Annotated in this window: 17 protein-coding genes and 2 pseudogenes; 1 reads left to right on the top strand and 18 read right to left on the bottom strand. The window is 52.4% G+C overall.

Annotation, left to right across the window (positions count from 1 at the left end; all coding sequences use genetic code 11):
* Window positions 1-228: 228 nt before the first annotated feature.
* The 6 genes from BITS_RS08630 to BITS_RS00665 all read right to left on the bottom strand — a co-directional run bounded on the left by BITS_RS08630 (window position 229) and on the right by BITS_RS00665 (window position 5,741).
* Window positions 229-837, bottom strand: a complete 609-nt coding sequence (locus BITS_RS08630; RefSeq protein WP_052366665.1) for a single-stranded DNA-binding protein — start codon at window positions 835-837, stop codon at window positions 229-231.
* Window positions 838-1,392: 555 nt separating this feature from the next.
* The gene (locus BITS_RS00685) at window positions 1,393-3,204 is read right to left on the bottom strand and encodes a proline--tRNA ligase (protein WP_026641823.1); all 1,812 of its coding nucleotides are present in this window, start codon (window positions 3,202-3,204) and stop codon (window positions 1,393-1,395) included.
* A 171-nt stretch (window positions 3,205-3,375) separates the two neighbouring features.
* Entirely contained in the window at window positions 3,376-4,164 is a 789-nt protein-coding gene (locus BITS_RS00680) for a carboxymuconolactone decarboxylase family protein (RefSeq protein ID WP_044259180.1), read from the bottom strand.
* 165 nt (window positions 4,165-4,329) lie between these two features.
* The gene (locus BITS_RS00675; RefSeq protein ID WP_051264320.1) at window positions 4,330-4,818 is read right to left on the bottom strand and encodes a flavodoxin; all 489 of its coding nucleotides are present in this window, start codon (window positions 4,816-4,818) and stop codon (window positions 4,330-4,332) included.
* Between the two features lie 17 nt (window positions 4,819-4,835).
* Window positions 4,836-5,249 carry a (R)-mandelonitrile lyase gene (locus tag BITS_RS00670; RefSeq protein WP_034533687.1) on the bottom strand — a complete coding sequence of 138 codons (414 nt, stop codon included), beginning with the start codon at window positions 5,247-5,249 and terminating at the stop codon, window positions 4,836-4,838.
* Window positions 5,250-5,261: 12 nt separating this feature from the next.
* A complete protein-coding gene (locus BITS_RS00665; RefSeq protein ID WP_081693496.1) occupies window positions 5,262-5,741 on the bottom strand; it encodes a MerR family transcriptional regulator in 480 nt (159 codons plus the stop codon).
* Window positions 5,742-5,960: 219 nt separating this feature from the next.
* Between BITS_RS00665 and BITS_RS00660 the strand changes: the two genes are divergently transcribed.
* Complete coding sequence (locus BITS_RS00660; protein ID WP_026641819.1) at window positions 5,961-6,848, top strand: hypothetical protein; 888 nt, start codon at window positions 5,961-5,963, stop codon at window positions 6,846-6,848.
* 236 nt (window positions 6,849-7,084) lie between these two features.
* Here BITS_RS00660 and BITS_RS00655 read toward each other — a convergent pair whose 3' ends face one another.
* From BITS_RS00655 to BITS_RS08625, 12 genes and pseudogenes are all read right to left on the bottom strand, one after another.
* The gene (locus BITS_RS00655; protein WP_026641818.1) at window positions 7,085-8,488 is read right to left on the bottom strand and encodes a PIF1 family DEAD/DEAH box helicase; all 1,404 of its coding nucleotides are present in this window, start codon (window positions 8,486-8,488) and stop codon (window positions 7,085-7,087) included.
* 457 nt (window positions 8,489-8,945) lie between these two features.
* Window positions 8,946-9,788 carry a Cof-type HAD-IIB family hydrolase gene (locus tag BITS_RS00650; RefSeq protein WP_026641817.1) on the bottom strand — a complete coding sequence of 281 codons (843 nt, stop codon included), beginning with the start codon at window positions 9,786-9,788 and terminating at the stop codon, window positions 8,946-8,948.
* A 299-nt stretch (window positions 9,789-10,087) separates the two neighbouring features.
* Window positions 10,088-10,771: an oligoribonuclease gene (orn, locus tag BITS_RS00645; RefSeq protein ID WP_026641816.1), complete on the bottom strand. Its 684-nt coding sequence runs from the start codon at window positions 10,769-10,771 to the stop codon at window positions 10,088-10,090.
* Window positions 10,772-11,271: 500 nt separating this feature from the next.
* Window positions 11,272-12,816, bottom strand: a complete 1,545-nt coding sequence (gene guaB / locus BITS_RS00640; protein ID WP_044259196.1) for an IMP dehydrogenase — start codon at window positions 12,814-12,816, stop codon at window positions 11,272-11,274.
* A gap of 413 nt (window positions 12,817-13,229) precedes the next feature.
* The gene (locus BITS_RS00635; protein WP_026641814.1) at window positions 13,230-14,387 is read right to left on the bottom strand and encodes an MraY family glycosyltransferase; all 1,158 of its coding nucleotides are present in this window, start codon (window positions 14,385-14,387) and stop codon (window positions 13,230-13,232) included.
* A complete protein-coding gene (locus tag BITS_RS00630) occupies window positions 14,384-15,043 on the bottom strand; it encodes an L-threonylcarbamoyladenylate synthase (RefSeq protein WP_026641813.1) in 660 nt (219 codons plus the stop codon). Before BITS_RS00630 ends, BITS_RS00635 begins: the two co-directional genes overlap by 4 nt.
* 266 nt (window positions 15,044-15,309) lie before the next feature.
* The gene (locus BITS_RS00625) at window positions 15,310-16,014 is read right to left on the bottom strand and encodes an ABC transporter ATP-binding protein (protein WP_026641812.1); all 705 of its coding nucleotides are present in this window, start codon (window positions 16,012-16,014) and stop codon (window positions 15,310-15,312) included.
* A gap of 6 nt (window positions 16,015-16,020) precedes the next feature.
* Window positions 16,021-16,836, bottom strand: a complete 816-nt coding sequence (locus BITS_RS00620) for an ABC transporter ATP-binding protein (RefSeq protein ID WP_026641811.1) — start codon at window positions 16,834-16,836, stop codon at window positions 16,021-16,023.
* Window positions 16,836-18,016, bottom strand: a pseudogene (locus BITS_RS00615) (branched-chain amino acid ABC transporter permease). The gene BITS_RS00620 and the pseudogene BITS_RS00615 overlap by 1 nt, the downstream one beginning before the upstream one ends.
* 2 nt (window positions 18,017-18,018) lie before the next feature.
* Window positions 18,019-18,945 (bottom strand): branched-chain amino acid ABC transporter permease, encoded by a 927-nt coding sequence (locus tag BITS_RS00610; protein WP_026641810.1) that lies wholly within the window; start codon window positions 18,943-18,945, stop codon window positions 18,019-18,021.
* 140 nt (window positions 18,946-19,085) lie between these two features.
* Window positions 19,086-20,185, bottom strand: a pseudogene (locus BITS_RS00605) (ABC transporter substrate-binding protein).
* 619 nt (window positions 20,186-20,804) lie between these two features.
* Window positions 20,805-22,574 (bottom strand): phospholipase D-like domain-containing protein, encoded by a 1,770-nt coding sequence (locus BITS_RS08625; RefSeq protein ID WP_026641808.1) that lies wholly within the window; start codon window positions 22,572-22,574, stop codon window positions 20,805-20,807.
* Window positions 22,575-22,664 lie beyond the last annotated feature (90 nt).

Raw genomic sequence — 22,664 nt, 5'->3', positions numbered from 1 at the left:
CGTATCGAGAGAAGACTCGCCTCGATCCTCGACTATGAGCTACCGGTTATCGGCTATCGCCTATGAGCTATCGGTTATCGGCTACCGGCTATCAAACTCCGGCTATCGAATACCGAAAACCGGCTACCGGCTACCGACTATCAACTATCGACAACCAACCTTAGCTACAATATGCCGCCCCGGTTGCCAACCGTCGCATACATCGCCGAATACCCGTAAATCACTTCATCAGAAGTCTGCATTAAAGCCTTCGTCACCGTCTGTGATGTCATCATGCGGCTTTTCCTTCTTCCTTCCAAAGGCAGCGTCATCTTCATGAGATGTCGCAGCTTGCGACCCCTCAGAAGTTACCGCATTCTGTCCGCCAACTCCTTCATCACCATTCCAAGGATCGACGCCCAATGATTCCGCTTGGTTGCCATCACTATTTTCTTGCTGACGAGACTGAGGACCTGCATCTTTCCCACTGGAATCTGCCCCGACGAAGCCGACACTTCGCCGAGCATTTCTCTCGGCCATAACTGGGTCTCCCGATTTGAGCCTTGTGAATTGGCTGTATCCCATACTCAAATCATGACCAATACTGCTGGCTTCAACCACCATTCGACTGCGTTTATTGCCGTCCTGAACCCACTCCTCAGTATTCAGAACCCCTGTTACTATGACCGGATCCCCTTTATGAATGCTCATGCGGGTATTCGTTGCAAGGTTACGGAATGTCTTAACAGTTATCCATGTCGTTGGATGTTCATGCCATTGATTGCTTGAAGCCTGATAATAACTACGCGTACTGCCTATGCGAAATGAACAGGCAACATCATCTCGTCCGAAACTCACTGGCTCATTGCTACATATCCGGTTATCGTCACCGTGCCTTGCTGAGTCATGCTGTGTATCCTTCCTAACGTGTGGTCCGCATCAACCTGAAGACTCGTATCAAGTTCTCAACCTTGAGTTTCCTGGACGAATCCACGAGGACTGCATGCACACTCGCGGGTTGTGCGGTATCACTACTATGCCTGAATCTTCATCTCGATAACCCTTGATTCTGGACATGTGGTCGGAGGCCTCCACTTATCCACATTTCAGCGTGTTCTCCATATTGAGGTGGGCAATATATTCGCAACAAATCACGCTAATCGTTTGATTCTAGGTGCCATCAACATTGTGCAGGCAAAGCTCACAAGATTGCCCAGCTCATATGCAACGGGATTTTCGCAGCTTCCGAATACGTGCATAGCACCAATAACAATCCCCATAAGACGAATTGCACGTAGCACCAAACGAATAGCACCTATAAGCCAAAACCAATAAACGCAAAATAAAAAGGCGGATGACTCTCGTCACCCGCCCATATTCACTACTTCAGCGAATATGCTGATTACCGGCCATTCACGACAAGCGCTTCAACAATTCCTGCGCTGCTTCCTGAGCAGGAACGGCGACCTTGTTTTCACCATTGCGATCACGGATTTCAATGGTTCCGTTATTCACGGTATCGCGTCCGGCAACTGCAATAAACGGCACACCGATAAGCTCGGCATCCTTGAACTTCACACCAGGAGAGACCTTCGGGCGGTCGTCGTAAATAACCTCAATACCACGCTCTTCCAACTCATTGACCAAGCGTTCGGCAGCTTCGAAAGCCACAGCATCCTTACCAGTTGCAACAACATGCACCTGAGCAGGCGCAATGGCCTCCGGCCAAGCCAAACCACTGTCATCATGATGAGTTTCAGCGATGCAGGCAAGCACACGCGAGACGCCGATGCCATAGCAACCCATCCAGACGGGAACGGTCTTTCCATTCTGGTCCAGAACCTTGAGACCCAAGGCTTCGGAATACTTCAAACCAAGTTGGAAGACCTGACCGATCTCCACACCACGCTCGAAACTCAAAGGACCCGAGCCGTCAGGGCTCATATCGCCTGTGCGCACTTCGACGGCTTCAACAGTCCCATCGACCTCGAAATCACGACCATACACCAGATCGTAATAATCGACTTCATGTTCATCTGCACCGGTGAACCAAGCGGAACCACGGGCAATATGAGCATCAAGGAAATAACGTATCGGCTCAGCAATGCCGGAATCCTCGCGACGGGCCTGCGGTCCCAAAGCCATCGGCCCAATATAACCGCGAACCAGTTCAGCATGGCTTTGCAGCTCTTCTGCTGTCGCCTCTTCGATCTCGGAAGGAGCGAACTGAGCTTCCAAACGCTTCATATCGATCTGACGGTCACCGGGCACGCCAATAGCGACCAATTCGCGCCAAGCCTCTTCATGCTCGTCATCCGGAGCGTGCTTGACTGCAATAACGACGTTCTTCAGAATATCGCTGGCCTGCCATTGCCTGCCATCCTCACGCGGATAGAGTTCATTGGCACGTTCCACCATGCCGTCAATGGTTTCTGCATGTGCGGTGGGCTTTTTCTGAGCTGCGGGGATCGACGAATAATCAACCTCGGGCACTTCCGGAGTGGACAAAGCCTCGACGTTCCAGGCCTTGCCAGAGGGAGCCAATGCGAAAGTATCCTCGCCGATAGGCATGGGTGCCAAAAACTCCTCGGATGCGGAGCCGCCCATAGGACCCGACATTGCGAAAACAGGCACATACTTGAGATCAAGACGTTGGAAAATGCGTTCATACGCGCTGCGCTCATCCAGATATGCCTTGCGCATACCCTCTTCATCCACGGTGAAGGAATACGCATCCTTCATAATGAACTCACGTCCACGGATCAATCCAGCACGCGGACGGAATTCATCACGATACTTGGTCTGGATCTGATACAACGTCACCGGCAGATCCTTGTACGAGGAATACATATCCTTGACGAGCAAGGTGAACACTTCCTCATGCGTTGGAGCCAGCAGATAATCCGCATCATGACGGTCCTTCAAGCGGAAGATATTGTCGCCGTATTCTTCCCAACGATGCGTGGCCTCATACGGCTCGCGGGGCAGCAATGCCGGGAAATGCACTTCCTGTGCCCCGATACCATCCATTTCCTCGCGAATAATGTCCTGAATCTTGTTCAGCACCTTCAAACCGAGAGGAAGCCAGGTCCATATTCCCGGTGCGGATTTCCGAATATATCCGGCTCGTTGCAACAGTTTTGCGGAATCGACATCAGCGTCTGCAGGATCTTCGCGCAACGTGCGCAGAAACATCGTGGACATTCGAAGTGCTTTGGAATTCATGTGTCCAAAATATGCGCGGAAGCGGACAAAATCCTTGATGTCAGAGCCATGAGCCCTGGCGTTGCGGATCGTGTATTTCTCTGTTTGCAACGCCGCAACAAGAAGGCGCCCGCTCACCCATACTGCGATTATTACAGCGAGCGAACGGGCGCCTAGAGAATCAGGACCTCATTATTTAGTCTCTAATATTTCTCGCGCGGCATTGAGCGCATTGAAGAAACGCGGGAATCCCATATAAGGCATAGCATGAGCCAAAGCGCACACGATACGCTCAGCATCATTACCGGCTTTTATGGCACCGGAAATATGCGAGCGCACCTGCATTTCCGCTCCACCCAAAGCCGCCAATATAACCACGATAAGTAGTTCCCGCTCACGGGTTTCAAGACCTTTGCGGCTTGCAATATCGCCAAAAGCGTATGAGGTCAGCCACTCCGGTACCGCCGGAGCGAACTCGCCCGGCAACCAGGCATAACGTTCTTTGATCTCATCGCCATAGAACTCGTCCTGAATGGAGGCGCCGACTTCGTGACGATTGCCTTCGTCGACAGTAGCCGTATCTTCCATAGGAAGTGCGATGCCGTGATCATCGAATACCTCATCCATTACAGCGATGGCATTCAAGGTCTTGGGGAAACCGATAAACGGAGCGCATTGATAGATGACTTCGCGGATCTCCTCAGGAGTCGCCTTCACATTCAGGCATGCATTGATATGCGCCTTCAGCTGCGGCAGTGTCTGATTCACTGTGAGCACGGTAATTGTCACCAATTCGCGCGTATGGTTGTCGAGGCTACCGACCTCGCATACCTCGCCGAAGATAAAGCGCTGCAAAATCCGCATGAACTCTGGGTTATTGCCCTGGTCCGTCACTGCTGATTGATGAAACAGCGCCTGCATGTTTCGCTCAGTCGCGTCAATGCGCCCCTTTGCATCCTCATTCATAGTGTTGTGTTCCATAGATATCTCCTTTCATATCAAACGCTTCACGTAGTCCTGGGACTGCTGCCAATGGCGATCTACTCCTTGCAGCAACCCTCGCGTTTACTCAAATACCCACTTCTTCCGTATGCCCATTACTTCCGCCACCAGCGCAAGCTCTATTGCATGTCGCAGCCCGCAGGTTTATTCAATGCCAAGCTGTTGAATCCACCGTCCAAGAGACTGCACGGTATCGCGATATGTGATGCGACGTCCCTCTTTCCAATCAGCATCCGACGCACTGGAATGCAGGTGCTTTCCATCACTTCCGGAAATGCTCGATGAGGAAGTCGCGAAAGGAATAATCGTTTTTCCTTCCCATTGCTGTGATTCCAAGAAGGAACGAATGATGTTTGGCGCTTGTTCCCACCACAACGGGTAACCCAGGAAAATCACATCATATTCGCCGGCATTCGGAGCCGATGCAATTTCCGGACGTAAAGCCGGATCTTCGTGTTCTGCCACGCAACGACTTTGTTTGTTTCGCCAATCCACATCAGCCGAGCTGTACGGTGTCTGAGCTTCGATCGGCACCACATCTGCGCCAGCGGCTTCGACCAGCAAACGCGCTGCGCGCTCGGTGGTTCCCGTTATCGAAAAATACGTGACCACCTTGCGCTTGTTCACTGTCACCACCTCCTATTGAGCAATTACTTGCGATCCCCGCGGTATTCCTCATCGCTCACGTGCTCCAGCCAAGTTGAGCCGTTTCCCTGTTCATCAACTTGCAGCGTAGCCACATGAGCCATGAAATGATCAGGCGCGGCTCCATGCCAGTGATCCTCGCCCGGCTCAATCCACACGCTATCCCCCTGGCGGATTTCCTGCACGCTGCCATCACGACGACCAACATAGCCCACACCATCGGTGACGAACAACAGTTGTCCGTTCGGGTGGTTATGCCAAGCAGTGCGAGCGCCCGGAGTGAAATGCACGTGCGCGGAACTCAGATTGCATCCGGTTTGAGAATCCGGAGAGGAGATCGGGTCGATGTACACATCGCCCGTGAACCAATCAGCAGGACCGTGTGCGGTATTTGCTGCAGTCCGTGGTGTGGTATTCATAATTTCCACCTTCTATTCCTCGTTAGTTTGTTTTACTTCGTCAATGATGGTTCTATTGTCGGCAACAAGCGCTTGGGCCTCTTCTTGTTTGCCTTGTGACACCAGCGACCAATACATCAGTTTGAGATTGACGTACGCCTGTTGGATTTTCAAACGCTCGAGTTTGGACGACAGACGGAGAGCCTGCTCATCAAGCAACTCCATCTGCTGCTGAGCGCCTTGCTGACCTAGTTTCGTATTGCGAAGATACGCTTTCATATCTTCCAGAGGCATTCCTGTCGCAGAGAGACAGGACACAATATCAAGTGTGTTCATATCGGCATCGCTGTACGAACGGTGACCCGAACTCGGGTCACGCGCGATCGGGCCGAGAATCCCTATGGACTCGTAATAGCGCAGAGTGCTCTCCGGCAGACCGCAAAGCAGCGAGGCCTCTCGAATGGTGTGCCAGTGGGGTTCCACGGCGCGGGTTGTAACAGATTCTGTGCTCATACTTCGAAGACTAGGAACTTCAAGTACTTGAAGTACAGTCGGCGTGTCTCGCTCGGTAAAACCGCACAAGATGAAAATCGGAGTGGACCTTGATGTCTGGACTGGCTTCATTCAGCCGTTTTCGTGGTTTGTCCGAACCTCGAAACTCAACTTGTGCGGTTTTATCCACATTGCCCTGTTCTCCCGGGCCGAAAATCCATAAAGATGTAGATTCAAGGCATGAATGCGAACCAACCCATAACACAGGCGGAATTCCAAGCACTAGCGCAACCTGTTGAAGAAGCAAAGCGGGAAATCCAGAAGTGCCTCATGACTCAACAACGGTCTCGAAAGCAGCCCGTCTTCGGACTCATAACCGCACTGAAGCTACTCATGCTACCCGTACCGCGCAATCACAGCCTGAACAACAACGTCCACGTCTGTTCGCCCACCAAAACCAAGCGCTCTTGCGTAAAAGGCACCACCTATCACACCTTCGTTGCCGCTTCGTCGATAAAGGAAATTCGAATAGATGACGAAACCACAGTGCTTATCACCGATGAAATCACCACATGCGTGCAAATGGCCTCATTCTGCAGCAAAGAAGAGCTTGTCGTCATTCTCGACGCAATCAGTCAACGCCACCGCAGCAGAGGAACCGAGTGCATTCAGGAGTTACGACGGCGTGTGTCTGAGTTGAGATCGTCGCGTGGAATCCGCAATCTGCGCTGGGCGCTGCAACATACGGTTCCCAAAACGGATTCCCCCATGGAGACTCGAGTTCGCCTTCTCTTGGAGGGGTCTGGATTCCCAAGACCCGCAGTAAATGAAATATTTGTGGATCCTGTTACAGGTGAGAACTGGCATGTCGACATGTCCTATCCCAAATTGGGCATAGTGATTGAGTATCAAGGCCGGGCTTGGCATACCGGGAAGCGCCACATCCAGCTGGATTCGAACCGGATCCTGAAAATACAGGGTCACGGCTGCGAAGTGCTGACCATCGACAAAGAGCATATGCGCACAGAGCACTCACGTCGTGAGCTTGTTGGCATTATTCGCAGAGTGGTTGAACGAAAACAAAAGCGGAATGCCGACTTCTTATCATTTTTCCCGCAGTACAGATGAGTCCACTCGGCTCAGCAACCGTTTGCTTCGAATATCTGGAAAACACAGCCCACAAACCCTGGGTTCTCATAAGATTTACAGTAAATTTGCCAATTTTGCGAGACTCTTCATCACCTTAACACGGAACCTCGGATCCTGCAGAGCCCACACCCATCTTCGCAATACGGCTCACCACCACCCCGCAGATACCGAAGCTTGGTTAAGCATCGTCCCCGGAAAACCTGGAAATCCCGGAATCAGAACAGCTCCGCCTGGCTGAATTCATCTTCTACTGGCGGCAGCTCCTTGCGAAATGCCTCAATTCCTTCGCGTTCCAAAAGAGCCGAGGCATGAGAAGACCTCGAACGCAACTCGTCATCCAACAACACCGCATCCGAAGACACGAGAAACGCCCTATCATTGATGCCACCCAAGAACAAGCCGTCCAGCCGTTCTACCCTGGACAAGGCGACGTATCCCATGCCCGGCGCAAAAGTGCGTCGCAAATCCATCACGGCCCGGTCCAATGTCATGCCTTGCGACTTATGAATCGTGATCGCCCAAGCGCAACGCAATGGCACCTGATCAACGGAAGCAAGCACCGTTTCACCATCCATCATCTCCCACGATGCCTGTTTCATCGTGACGATATTGCCGTTCTCAAATTCCACGATCGGCCAGCCGCCCTTGCTATCCGAAGCAAACCCGCGCACCGTGCCTATGGAACCGTTGACATACTGCCGATCGGCATCATTGCGCAACGCCATCACCGCAGCGCCTTTCTTAAGCATCAAACGTTCCGGGGCCAACATGTTCTTTTTCAATCGTTGCACCAAATTTGCCGGTCCCGTGGATTTTGCCACAAACACATGCTCGGGCTGTTCAATCTGGGAAAGCCTCAAATCGTTGAGTCCATCTGCCTGGCGGTTCACAGGGAAAAGATGCACCGCCACATCATCGACCTGCGGCAAAATTCCCAAACGTCCAGACAGCACCGCCGTGTCCTGGTCAGACACCCTGCCCTCACGAATATCCGTGAGCACATTGAGCAACCGCCCATCATCCTGACGGTGCTGCTCGGTCAGATAGCATATTGCCGGATTCAGTTCCTCCCATACCAAGGATTCCGTAACGAATCCTTCCGGGTTTTTCCCCGCTTGCGCATACCGCTCATGCATAGCCAAATATTCAGGACTCGGCGCAATCATATCCGAGTTTCGGCTTGAAACACTCACCGGAGGCAACTGGAAGAAATCGCCGGAAAGCACCACTTGCAACCCACCAAACGGCTCCGTCCTGCGCCTCACAGCGCGGCATACCTGATCGACCATATCGAAAAGCCAGGCGTGCATCATAGAAACCTCGTCGATTACGAGGATATCGGCTGCCTGCAGCTTGCGTTTTCTGCGTGATCGTATGGTTTTCAACAGGCTATCAGTAAGTGCAGTAGCAACGCCTATGCCACTCCATGAATGAATGGTTTGGCCATTGATATGAGTGGAAGCTATACCCGTGGAAGCGGTGACCGCAACGCTCAATCCATCACGGCGTGCCTGCTTGATGAACTGATTGAGCACAAAAGTCTTGCCGGCACCCGGGGCGCCGGTGATGAATGTGCTTACGCCTGATTGCAATATCGCCAGCGCGTCATTCTGTTTCATCATCGCTCCCTTTATTCATGGATATGGTTTAGTGCTTCAGTGGTTAGTGTTTCGGACTGAGTGTCTTGGTACTGCGATGGCCTTCGATAGTTCTTGATAGGACAGCATTCGGCAAAACCGCTATTAAAGCCAAGATATTCGCAATGCGGCAAACAATTATTTATGCAAATGCGGCAACCAAATAAACCGACGTCGCCGTCAAGAAACCAGCAATATCGATCCAGCAGCCCTCACAGCAAAACGATTATCACGGTAACTCACATTTCATTCGACACTCCTCTTAACGCTCACCTCATAAGCGCACACCTCATAAGCGCACACCTCTTGAACGCACACCTAGTAACCGATCACCAGACTATGCGAGCTCACCTGAGCCTCGCTGGGGCGCCATTCGGCACATCTCATAATCGCACATCGCTTAACCGCACACCAGATTTTGCGCACCTATTTCCTCAAGCTACACGCCCAGCAAATGATGCAAAACCTGCAGCACGCCATGCTCAGCATTCGAAGGGGCCTCATAATGCGCTGCACGCTTGAGGTCCGGATGGGCATTTGCCATAGCGAATGACCATTCACCGGTATCAAGCATCAACAGGTCATTGAGATAATCGCCGAATACCGCGGTTTGCGCAGGAGTGACCCCCAAAGCGCGCTGTAGAGCAATCACGCCTTGCTTCTTGTCGGCATCGCGATCCATGATGTCAACCCAATGCTTGCCTGAAACCACAACCTGGTGACTTTGTTCAAAACCGCCAAACACGGCGTGAGCCATGGGCTCTGCCTCGTCAAAATCAAAAACTGCAACCTTCAGAACGCGATCCTGCACCGCATACAAATCATCAACGATTTCCAACTCATGGTAATACTTCCTGCATTCCGCAAGGAACGCATCATCGCGACGGTTGACATATGCGCGGTCCAGGCCGCATACCACGACGCCTATATCGTATTTGCCTTGTTGATAAGCGTCCCGGGCAGCATCGAGCATGCAATGCACTTCTTCCATGGGGATATCAATGACGTTCACGACCTGACCGTGGGACACCACCATATTACCGTTTTCGGCAATATATGAGCCATTCTGCGCAATATGACCGAACATCGATTTCAGGGTCGCCAATTGCCTGCCGCTCGCAGGAACAAAAGTCACGCCCTGCTCGTTCATACGGTCCAGCATCGGCCAGAACTCTTCGGGAATCTCGCTATGCTCATCAAGCAAAGTACCATCCATATCCGCAACCACCAACTTGATGTCATGTGGTCCTACAGGTATTTGGGTCCATGGCTGTGCGCTCATAGTATTCCTTTCATGATTCGTCTCAGGGTCGCATACGGGGTATTGAGTCACGAAGATCTGCACGACTTGCCTCGTGCATCACTTCGAATTGTCTTGAGTTTGCAAGTAGGCGTCACACGCATCACTTCGAATTACCTAGAGTTGACAAGCGGGCATCACGCGCTTCGTCGAGATCTGCTCACGCATCACACCAAATTCCTTGGAGTTGACAAGCAGGCATCACACGCGTCGTAGAGATCTGCTCTCACATCACACCAAATTCCCTGGGTTAGCAACATTTATCTAGGGTTGCATGACGCTTAGGCTCGACCCTGCGGATTGCCATTCGCTTCGTATGTGCGCAGCAGGCTTGTGGCTTCGATATGCTCCGCACCTCTTTTGGCTTCCTCCTCATCCGGACCGGGGGCCGGCACGAAAAACATATCGCGGTAGTAGCGCAACTCATCGATGGACTCGATGATATCCGCCAATGCACGGTGGCCGCCATGCTTGGCTGGCTTGTTGAGGTAGACGTTTGGATACCAACGACGGGACAGTTCCTTCAGCGTGCTCACATCGATGACACGGTAATGCAGATTGCTCATGAGCTCAGGCATGAAACGATCCAGGAACTTCTTGTCTGAACCAATGGAATTACCCGCCAACAAGGCCTTTTCGTTCTCTGGAATGAACCGCTTGACATATGCGACGATCTGGCGTTCGGCTTCCTTAAGATCCAAGCCTTCGCGTTCCCATTCATCGACCAATCCCGAAGAAGTATGCATATTCCTGACGAAATCGTTCATATGAGCGACAGCCTGTTCAGACGGTCGAATCACCAGATCGATGCCTTCATCCAGAACATTGAGATCAAAATCCGTCGGCACCACAGAGACCTCGCATAGCTCGTCGTTGAAAATATCCAAGCCTGTCATTTCGCAATCAATCCAAATCAGACGGGATTGCTTCGCATCATAGATCTTGTCATCGTTCTTGTCGACCATTGCATATGCCTTTCCACGCTTTGCCGAACAGACGAGCCTAACCCTCGCCTCGGACGTGTGCTCTGATACGAACGTATCACGATGCAAAGCCACTGAGCCCGCGCGATCAAGCAATAGGGAATACGATTGCGAAGCTCAAACCTATGGTTGTCGAGACACTGAATTCGGTGGCTTTCAAGAAACCCTGATTGCTCCAGTCAGCCTAGTGTGAGGTAAGCAGACGCTGTTCGATACTCCCCCCCATACACCAATCCACGTTATTCCCAAATCGTGGCTGGCAATTTTCGCGAGATGCTCAAAGGCTGTTCCAACATCCTCCGACACCCACGGATCCCTAAACGCGACAAGCTTCGAACAATGGATAGGCAAATGCCGTTGCAGCTAGCAAACACTAGCTGCAACGGCATTATGCTTACGACGCTTCTGACGGGGGTCAGCTTTCAGATCACGGCACCTGCCGTGTTCTGAACATCCGAGTTCGTCAGTTCATCGCGCGAAGTTTAGTTATGGAAACCGGTGTAGTTCGGGGCTTCAGCGGTCATGACGATGTCATGAGGGTGCGATTCACGCAGACCTGCATCGGTGATACGGATGAAACGACCCTTCTCATGCAATTCGCCGATGTTATGAGCACCAACGTAGAACATGGACTGATGCAGACCGCCGATCAGCTGATACAGCACCGCATTCAGTGGTCCGCGGTATGGAACTTCGCCTTCAACGCCTTCCGGACCACCTTTTCGCTTGAGGTGACATCGGCCTGAGTAGCGATCCTTAGAATAGCTCTTCTTGCCGCGAGGCGCCATGGCTCCCAGCGAACCCATGCCGCGATAGAGCTTGTATTGCTTGCCGTGCAGCAACACCTTTTCGCCAGGGGCCTCCTCGGTTCCTGCCAAAGTGCCGCCGAGCATGACAGTGTCAGCGCCAGCAACCAAAGCCTTGGCGATATCGCCGGAATAGTGGATACCTCCGTCAGCGATACAAGGAATTCCAGCAGCCTTGCAAGCCTGAGCAGCGTCATACACCGCGGTCAGCTGAGGAACGCCAACACCGGCAACCACGCGGGTGGTGCAGATTGAGCCTGGACCAACGCCGATCTTGACGGCATCGACACCGGCATCGATCATGGCCTGAGCGCCGGAACGAGTTGCGATATTGCCACCGATGATCTGCACATCCTTGAACGCGGAGTCAGACTTCAAACGACGGATCATATCGAGAGCCAAACGAGCCTCACCGTTGGCGGTATCCACCACGAGCACATCAACGCCGGCTTCCATCAAAGCGGAAGCGCGCTGCCATGCATCACCGAGGAATCCGATACCCGCGGCCACACGGAGACGACCTTGGGCATCCTTGGTGGCATCCGGGTATTGCTCGGTCTTGACGAAGTCCTTCACAGTGATCAGACCGGCCAATTTGCCGCTTTCATCAATCAAGGGCAGCTTCTCGACCTTATGCTGAGCCAGCAGACGATGTGCGTCTTCCTTGGAAATATTGGCAGGACCAGTGATGAGATTGTCCTTGGTCATCACGTCCTTGACCTTCAGGCGATCATAGTCATCCGAAGGAATGAAACGCATATCACGGTTGGTGATGATGCCTACCAAGCGGTTTTCCTTATCAACCACAGGAAGGCCGGAGATATGGAATTTGCCGCACAGCTTGTCGAGATCAGCCAAGCTGACTTCAGGATTGACAGTGAGCGGGTCGGTGATCATACCGGATTCACTACGCTTGACGACATCGACCTGGGCTGCCTGGTCGTCGATGGAAAGATTACGGTGCAGAACACCGATACCGCCGTTGCGAGCCATGGCAATTGCCATATCGGATTCGGTCACGGTATCCATTGCCGCGGAAATCACCGGAACCTTCATGGTGATTTCGCGCGTCAAACGAGTAGTTGTATCTACTTCAGACGGGATAACATCCGTCTCGTTGGGAAGTAACAGAACGTCATCATAGGCAAGGCCCATTTTGGCGAAAATTGGGGGGACGGGAGCATACGCAGATTCTGCATTCACTTCAGGAGTTGTAGCCATAGGTTCACTATATGAGTGCTTGGCGACGTGCGACACTCGCATTGCCATGAGCGCAAGACCTTCGCTTACCGCAGAATATCGCGTATCTCAAGATAAAGCAGTCGGCAAAATACCAAACGAAAACGCACACCTAGCGTTCACATACCATTTTCCATTGCGATATACGGACACGGTTTTGGACGAAATCGCAATCAGTACGATGCTCCTGATGGCAGCATATGCATCCGCGGAATCCTCAGTGTTTACACACTCCTCAGCGTTTATACCCCCCTCATTTTCTCAATCTCATCAGTGGCTACCCTAACCTGAGCGTTCACACTATCCTCAGCACCCGCAGCAATCACACCTTCCCGCTATTGGCGACATCCCCGCCCCGTACTGCCAATAACGCAAAGCCAACTGCGGGAATGCCCTCACTCGTCCTCGTGACGATTGCCGCTTGTGTGCTTTGCCTTGCTCAACACCACGTTCTCTTCACGCAACTCAGGCAGCCTATGCCTCAGATACGGCAGCATGGTGATTACGGCAAGCACAATCGCAGCACACACCATGCCAATGATCACGTGCTGCACCTTGAAGAAGAGTACCATAAGCGATCCAAAAGCGATAAGCGCCGCCCAACCCCACAGAATAAGCACGGCGCCTTGCACCGAATGCCCGATACGCAACATGCGGTGATGCAAATGCATACGATCTGGATGCATAGGCGACTGCCCCTTGCCAACGCGCCGCACGATTGCCAGTACCATATCCAGAACCGGCAGGAAGAGCACCAGGACCGGCAACAGAATAGGCATGAACACCGGCACATACACACTGGTATGAATGGATGCCGGATCCAAATGACCGGTCATGATAATCGACGCACAGGTAATGAGATATCCCAACAGCATCGATCCGGAATCCCCCATGAACAACTTCGCCGGATGCCAATTATGCAATATGAAACCAACGCAAATGCCGACAAGAGCCACGTCGATCAATGTGGCCATCGAGGCATAACTTGGTGAGGATCGAGCCAGAATATATGAGTAGACAGCGAAAGCGATACCTCCGATGGCCACGATTCCCGAAGCAAGTCCGTCCAAACCATCCACGAAGTTCACCGCATTGATCGATGCCACAATCAGGAAGGCGGTAATGGCAATGGACAGGCTGGGAGAAGCAGTCACCAAAGAACCCAAGGGCAGCGAGATGATCTGCAATCCGCCCCAAGCCACGAACACCGAAATCAGCAACTGGCCGGATAGCTTGAGCATCCAGTCCAAATCCCACAGATCATCGGCCATACCCAGCAAGCAAATCATCACGGCTCCGGCCACAACGACCCAAGCCTGCTGACTTTCCATGAACAATCCGCTGATGAAAGGCATTCGACTGGCAAACAGCATGGAGACGACGAAGCCTATCAACATGCCCAGGCCACCCATGCGCGGGGTGGGTATGGTATGCACATCGCGGGCTCGGACCTTGCCCACCGCACCAATCGAAATCGCCAGATGCCGGATCAGCGGGGTGACAAGCCAAGTCGCACCTCCTGCGATTGCGGCTATGAACAGATAAACCCTCATGCGCCCAATCCCCCGCCGTTCATGTGCAATGCACGGCGGATCGTGGCTTGGTCGATAACGCCTTCTCTCAGGATGGCAATGCCGTCGCGACCATGACTATCAGCAGCCACCACAGTACTGGCCACATGACCCTGAGTCGGGCCGCCATCCAAATACAAATCTACGCCCTCTCCGAATGCCTCATACGCTTCTTGAACGGTTTGTGCGCTCTCATTGCCCGAACGGTTTGCACTTGAACACGCCAAAGGCCCTGTCGCACGCAGCACACGCAATGACAGCGCTGAATTCGGCACGCGGATTCCCTGGGTTCGATTGCCCTGGCCGTCATCGTGCAGGGTTTTCAGGTCGCTGCCTTCCTGGGCCAGTGCAATGGGCGAGAAGGCGCCGGGCAAAAATGCCGCAGCCAAACGATTGAGAGGCGCGGGAAGCTCTAACTGCAACGCATCCAACTCGTCGACAGAAGCCATAAGCACTTGCAAAGCCTTGAAGCGTGGCCTGTGTTTCATCTCATATATCCGCTCTATGGCATCGGCATTGAAAGGATCGCAGGCAATTCCGTACACGGTATCGGTGGGGACCACAACAAGCCCTCCATCGCGCACAATCTGAGCTGCTTGGGATAACGATTCGTCATCAATGCTGCGAATCCTGTTCAATGAGACCTCCCTGACCGGATTACTTCACTATCCGACAGCCTACCATTGCACAGTAGCCTTGCATCCCAAAACGGTGCACGCAATGGGCAAGCTATGGGCACGCAATGGGCATGCTATCAAGCGGAACGCGGAACAATGTCTGTTTGGTTTCTTCTGCAACCTGTTAGCACAAAATATCGCCAATCCGCACATTACAATATAAAAGGCGTTCACAAACCGCGAATCCGTGGCTTGTGAACGCCCTAACCCAGAAACATGGATGACGATTACGCGCCCAAATACGCCTTGCGCACCTTTTCGTCATGCAGCAAATCATCGGCATCGCCCTGCATGGTGATGCGACCGGTCTCCAGCACATAGGCACGATCCGCAATAGACAACGCCATCTTTGCATTCTGCTCAACCAGCAGCACAGTTATGCCCTGATCATGCAGACGGGTGATAATCGAGAAAATCTCCTTCACCATCAACGGCGACAGGCCCATAGAAGGCTCGTCCATCAGAATCATCGTGGGATGACTCATCAGAGCGCGTCCCATCGCCAGCATCTGCTGCTCGCCACCGGAAAGCGTTCCAGCCAACTGATGACGACGTTCCTTCAACCGAGGGAACAGACCGAAGACACGATCAAGATCCTTCTGAAGCCCAGACTGATCCTTGAGGCTGTATGCCCCCATCTCCAGATTTTCCTGCACGCTCATGCGCGTAAACACATGACGTCCCTCTGGAATATGCGCCATACCAAGCGTCACGATCTTATTACTCGGCGTATTGAGCAGATCATGGCCGTCAAAGGTAATCGAACCGGATTTCGCCGGCACCAAGCCGGTTATGGTGTGCAGTGTCGTGGTTTTGCCAGCACCATTGGCTCCGATGAGCGATACGATCTCACCGTCGTTGACCGTGAGTGAGATGCCTTTGACAGCATCGATGGCGCCGTAGGAAACATTGAGATTATCGATTTTCAGCATCAGATATCACTCCCTCTCACCATCATTGCCGTCTCCGGCGTCGTCTTCAGCATCATCGTCGCTGCCCAGATATGCCGCAATCACCTGCGGATTATTGGCGATTTCCTCAGGCGTTCCCGAAGCGATGACACGTCCGTAATCCAGCACATTGATGCGCTCGCATACATTCATCACGAGGCTCATATCATGTTCGATCAGCAGGATCGCAATGCCGAATCTCTTGCGGATTATGGTGATGCATTCCAGCAGATCTTCGGTTTCCGTCGGGTTCATACCGGCCGCGGGCTCATCCAACAAGAGCAGTTTCATGCCAGTGGCGAGAGCTCGTGCAATCTCCAATTTGCGCTGCTGTCCATATGGCAGATTTTCCGCCTGCGTTGCAGCCAAACCATCCAATCCGAAAATCTTCAGCAGTTCGATGGCTTTGGCGTGCATCTCATGTTCTTGCCTCCAAAAACGTGGCGTACGGAAAATCGCACCGCCAACACCATAGGAGAAGGACTCATTGAAGGCCACCAAAACGTTTTCTTCCACAGTCATCTGCTTGAAGAGCCTGATGTTCTGGAAAGTACGTGCTATGCCTGCTCGCACAACCTGATGCGTTTTCTTCCCACTCATCGGTTGGCCGTCGAGCCAGAATTCGCCTTCGGTCGGCTTGTATACGCCGGTGAGCAGATTGAAAACCGTGGTTTTTCCAGCACCGTTAGGACCGATCAAACCGACCAATTCACCTTTGCCGATGGTGATATTGAAATCGGATACGGCTTTCAGACCACCAAAGGTGATGCCCAAATGCTCGGCGCGAAGTATGGGTTCACTCATCATTGCACCTCTTCACCTTGAGTTGACGCTTTCAGAACCGGCTTTGCCAAGGATGCATCCGAATGTGCCACACCCACCGCAGCTTCCTTCTGGGCTGTGCGCTGAGCTACGCCAGTGCGCGTTTTCTCTGTCTGCCCTTTCGAGTCCGCATTATCCGGATTGCCATCATTGCTTTGGCGCTTGGGATAGAAAATGCGATTGATCAACTTGGGCAGCGAGAACTCCCAGGATCCGAAGATGCCCTGCGGACGGAAGATCATCACCAAAACCAAAGCCACCGAGTAGACGAGCATGCGGTATTCCGCAAATGCACGCAGCAACTCGGGAAGCACGGTCAAGCCAATTGCAGAGACTATGGAGCCAGTAATCGAACCCATGCCGCCGAAGACCACCATAATCACGTAGTTGATGGAATAGAGCCATCCGGACATCGCAGGGGTCAGCGAACCGATGTATTGTGCGAAAATACCGCCTGCAATACCTGCGAAGAATGCGGAAATGGCGAATACCATAACCTTGAGATAGGTGGTATTGAGTCCCGAAGCACTGGCTGCGATCTCGTCATCACGAATCGCCTTGACTGCACGGCCGTATTTGGAACGTCCGAACATGAAGAGCACAACGACAGTGACTACGGTGATCCAGAACACCACATACAGATTCGCCAATCGGTCGATGCCGATCAATGCCTGACCCGCTTGGCCCTTGTCAAGACCGGCGCCACCAGCGAATTTCAGATTCTGGATGATCACGCGGATGATCTCACCGAAGCCCAATGTGATAATCGCCAGATAATCGCCGCGCAAACGCAGAGCAGGAATACCGACGAGGATGCCGAAAATGCAGGCGACCACGCCGCCAATAATCGTCACCAACAGGAAACGCACGGTATCATCCATAACCACGCCATTGGCCACCAGCAGTTTGCTCAGCAATGCGGCGGTGTATGCACCGATCGCTTGGAAACCGCAGCAGCCCAACGTCAGCTGGCCAAGAACACCGATTGTGAGATTCAACGAAGTCGTCATTATGATGGCGATGCAAGCCGTCATCATAATGCTCTTGATATACAGCGTTGCAGTCCCCGTCTCGCACACCAGCATAAGAATGCCGAAAATCGCAAGGATTCCAAGGCTCCCACGCCATAGGACTGTTTGATGGAAAGCATGCTTTTCTTCATGATCACACCTTCTCCCCGACGTTCTTGCCCATGATGCCAGTCGGCTTGACCAACAGCACGATAATCAAAATTGCAAATACGATGGCATCGGAGAACGCCGAAGTGATGATGCCGCCGGTAAGCGTATCAATATATGCCTTGCTCAGACTTTCGATAATGCCTATGGAAATACCACCGATCATGGCACCTGGAATGGAGCCGATGCCACCGAGAACCGCAGCGACGAAGGCTTTGAGGCCGAGCATGGCACCCATCATCGGTGAAACCTGAGGATATGCAGCGCAATACATTAGTGCGGCCACAGCAGCCAGACCAGCACCGATGGCGAAGGTGAGGGTGATCGTGGAGTTGACATTGATGCCCATAAGCACCGATGCTTCCTTATCCTCCGATACCGCACGCATCGCCTTGCCGTGTTTGGTGTATTTGACGAACAGCTGCAATCCGACCATGATGACAATGCCCAAAACAATGGTGAGCACGGTATCACCGCTGATATTCAATGTTCCCAGACTCAGCGAAGGCAGATGGAAAATAGTGGGAACCGTTTGGTAATCCGCTCCGAACACAGCCTGTGCGCCGTTTTCCAGCAACAGGCTCATGGCGATTGCGGTAATCAGGGCCGTCATGCTATTGCCCTTTTCACGCACCGGCTTGTATGCCGCCTTTTCCACGATGATGCCCACTGCCACGCACAGCAGGATGGCCGGAATAATGGCTGTCCATGCCGGCAGACCCATGGCAATCATCAACGGGATGATGAGCATAAGCGCATATGACCCGACCATGATGAAGTCGCCGTGGGCGAAGTTAATCAATCGGATGATGCCGTACACCATGGTGTATCCCAAGGCCACTAGCGAGTACACGCTTCCGATTTTCAGACCATTGAAGATCTGGCTTATGAATAGGATTATTTGGCTGTCCATCGCTCCCCCTTTCCTCTACACATTGAAATCTCTTCGAAATAGTTAGTATTCATTTGACGTATGCAGCGCGATTGGCACGGCTGAAGTGGTCGAAGCAGCAATCGACTGGTCGACCTAGTTGTGGTTTCTGACATGATGCATCACGACGGATTCACAGTGGTGGAATACGTCGGCTTGCCGTCCTTGATCGTGAGCACAATAACCGACTTCTTAGGAGAACCGGTCTTGTCCAAGGTGAAGGAACCGGTCACGCCATCGAAATGCAATCCCGCCAAGGCATTGCGCACCTCTTCACGGGTTGCCCCGTCACCGGCCTTCTCAATGGCGTCTTTGATCATGTAGATGGTGTCATAACCCAATGCCGAGAAGGTATTCGGATCGGCGCCATTATTCTTCCGATAGGCGTTGATGAACTCCTGCACCTTCTTGTTGGAAGTGTCATCCGGAGAGTAATGCGTGGTGTAATACACATTGTTATATGCAGCAGTGTTATCGGTAAGCTGCAAGCCGTCGTATCCGTCAGGGCCCATGATGATGCCTTGGTATCCAACGGATCGCGCCTGCGGAATGATATATGGTCCTGCGACCGAGTAGTAATACGGTGCATACAGGAATTCAGCACCTGCCGCCTGCACCTTCTGCAGCTGTGAGGAATACTCGGTATCATCGGCGCTCGATGAGCTCACCTGAGCCACGACTTCTAGACCAGCTGCTTGGCCGTATTCACAAAGGCCTCTGCAGTTCCGGATGAATATGCATCACCGGTTCCATAAAGCACGGCTACCTTCTTGACCTTGAGATTCTCCGCTGCGAATTTGGCAGCGACTTCACCCTGATATGAATCCTTGAAGCAGGCGCGGAACATATAATTGCCTGTTTCAATGGAGTCTGCAGTGGCAGCGGGAGCGACCGACAACAGTTTGCTGGCATCTGCCAACGGTGCGACAGCAGCCGTGGTGGCCGAAATGGTCGGACCTGCGACCGCGATAACGGACCTGTTGCCTGAAAGACGATTGAAGGCGTTGGACACCTCGGTCACGTCGCCTTTGTCATCCATGCTTTCCAGCTTGACCTTCTTACCGAAGATCCCTCCTGCTTCGTTGATTTCGGCGATGGCCTGCTCAAAACCTTTGACCTCGGCCTCACCGTATGCTGCGGCGGCACCTGAATTGGTGGTGACCGAGCCGATAACGATAGTGTCGCCTGATATGGAAACACTTGCCCCGTTCTGCTCGACCATATCGCCGCCGGAGCATGCCCCCAGGGATATTGACATGGCAACGGCTGCACCCGCCGCCATCAGCTTCCCGGTGAACTTGGCGTTCATCCTATACTCCTTCTTCCACGGCACCGGTCGTACATACAGCTGGTAGTAAACGACTCGGATACCGAGTGCACGAAAAGCGGCACGAGGTATCGAATAAATGCGACCGACGGGTACTGCGCATTGTGTGCGACTGACTCCGTCCTCTCGTGCCTGTACCGCTCTGTTATAGCGAGTAATAATGTCGAATGGTGATTTTGTCCTCACTGTGAGATGGGCAAATTCCTGTCGATTTGCTGAATTTCTCCGACAACAGGCACAGCGCAAGGGATGCGTGAATCTTGACCGAATTTTTTATGCATCGCATGCAGTGATTTTGGAACAACTTTTAAAGCCGAGTTGTGTCGTGGCACGGCCTGCACGCATCATGCAAAGTGTCCTGCGACACATCTCAGAGCAACCATGCCCTGCTCGCCACCCCACAGACGGCACACGCGCAATGGTTTCGGTCAACTCACACAGCGCATCCCGAATCATGCCGGCCCGATGCAAACCACCTCGATGAGCCTTCAGGCACCGCAAACCAAAGCCCGACTCACATCAATGGTGCAAAGATATTGAGGAATGCGCCGAACATCCTGTGCCACCAAGGCAACGCTTTCATATCCTCGTCCGTCAATAGACGAGACTCCTCCCATATCTCTTCCAGATCCTCTTTGATATCGGCAACGACCAAATCTCCACTGACGAATACGCCGTTTTCGTAATTCAGATAAAAACTACGCAGATCAACATTCACTGTTCCCACTGTGACGCATCTGTCATCCCACAGCATCACCTTGGCATGGATGAATCCTGGAGTATATGCGTATATCTTCACTCCGGCAGCGATAAGAGCCCGGAAATTATGATTATTGACATATCGCACATACCAGTGATCATTCTTTCCTGGCGTGGCGATTCGCACATCCACACCGCCACGGGCCGCCAGGCACAGCTGAGCGATCATCTCATGGTCCAACACAAGATATGGAGTTGTCAACCAAATATAGCCATTCGCACTGCCTATCGCCTGGCTGACAAGATCGAGCGCAGGATTGCTCGACTTATTATGCGGACCATCGGCGTATGGAATGCAATATGCCTCCCCTGGCTCTTGTGGCAATGAATCCGATGCGGCATCGTGGGCATACTCTCGTGCATCCGTTCCGTTATCTGTATCTACACCGCGATTTGCATCCACTCCACCATCCCGAGTACCTGCCTGATCGCTTCCATCCCCTGTTTCGGCGGCAAGGAGTTGTGAATCCACGACTTGCTCCTCAGCGCCCATCTCAACTCCGGCAGTGGCCAGATATCGTTCATAATCCGAATCGCTGCGATCGGCAACATCCCACATTTGCAGGAACTGCACTGTCAAACTGCGTACGGCTTCGCCCTCTAGGCGAATGCCCACATCCTTCCATTTGCCCAGTCGACTCTCGATATTGACATATTCATCAGCCAGATTCACACCGCCGGTATACCCGATAGAACCATCAATGACCACGATTTTCTGATGATTGCGGTAATTGAGATACATTTTCGAAACGAAGCGTTGCGCAGGGCTGAATACCGTTGCTTTGAAACCTTCATTGCGCAATCGTCGCAAGAAATGACCGGATACAGTGAATAGGCTGCCCATATCGTCATACATAATGCGAACTTCAACGCCATGGCTTATTTTTGCGAGCAGCACCTCATGAATACGATTCCAGAGCACTCCCGTGCCGATGATGAAATAGTCGATGAAAATATAACGCTCCGCCTGCTCAACATCCTCGATCAGACTTTCGAAATATTCCTCACCAATGGGGAAATATCTCATCTTGGTATGTTCGAAGGCCGGGAAATGCGCCCTGTTCAACGCAGAGATATATTTCGCATCACCGGGGTGTTTGGCGGCTAATTTGCGTGAATACTCTTCATCAATAGGAATATGCGAGAACCCCTTGTCCATGGACTCTTTGAATTTCCCACGTTCACTGCGATTGAAATCCACCCTGCCCCATGCGTAATAGAGGCACACTCCCAGGAAAGGTGCTATGAGGATGAAAACAATCCAGGCAATGCGCATTGCCGAACTGGTCTGCCGATTCACAAAGTAAATGACCACGATCAGAGCCAAGAGGTCAACAAGCAGATATATAGGCGCTGCGTAGGTGCGCACAAACCGCTCGACCAACAGAGTGAACAGCACTTGTACCACCACTGCAAGACCAATGAAACCTATGCGAATATATGCGACAAGAGCACCTCTTCCGTCGGTCGCATCACCATTGGAAATGCTTTTATTTTGAGGCTTTTCCTCACCACGAGATGACACGTCTCTCTCCTTCTTCACAGTGTGCGTGCGCTCCATACTTGAAGATTGCCCTATCCGTTGCCGCGAAGCCGACATTACGATATTGGCGTT

Source organism: Bifidobacterium tsurumiense (genome assembly GCF_000741765.1).
Classification (GTDB): Bacteria; Actinomycetota; Actinomycetes; order Actinomycetales; family Bifidobacteriaceae; genus Bifidobacterium; species Bifidobacterium tsurumiense.
This window is presented reverse-complemented; position numbering and strand designations above follow the sequence as displayed.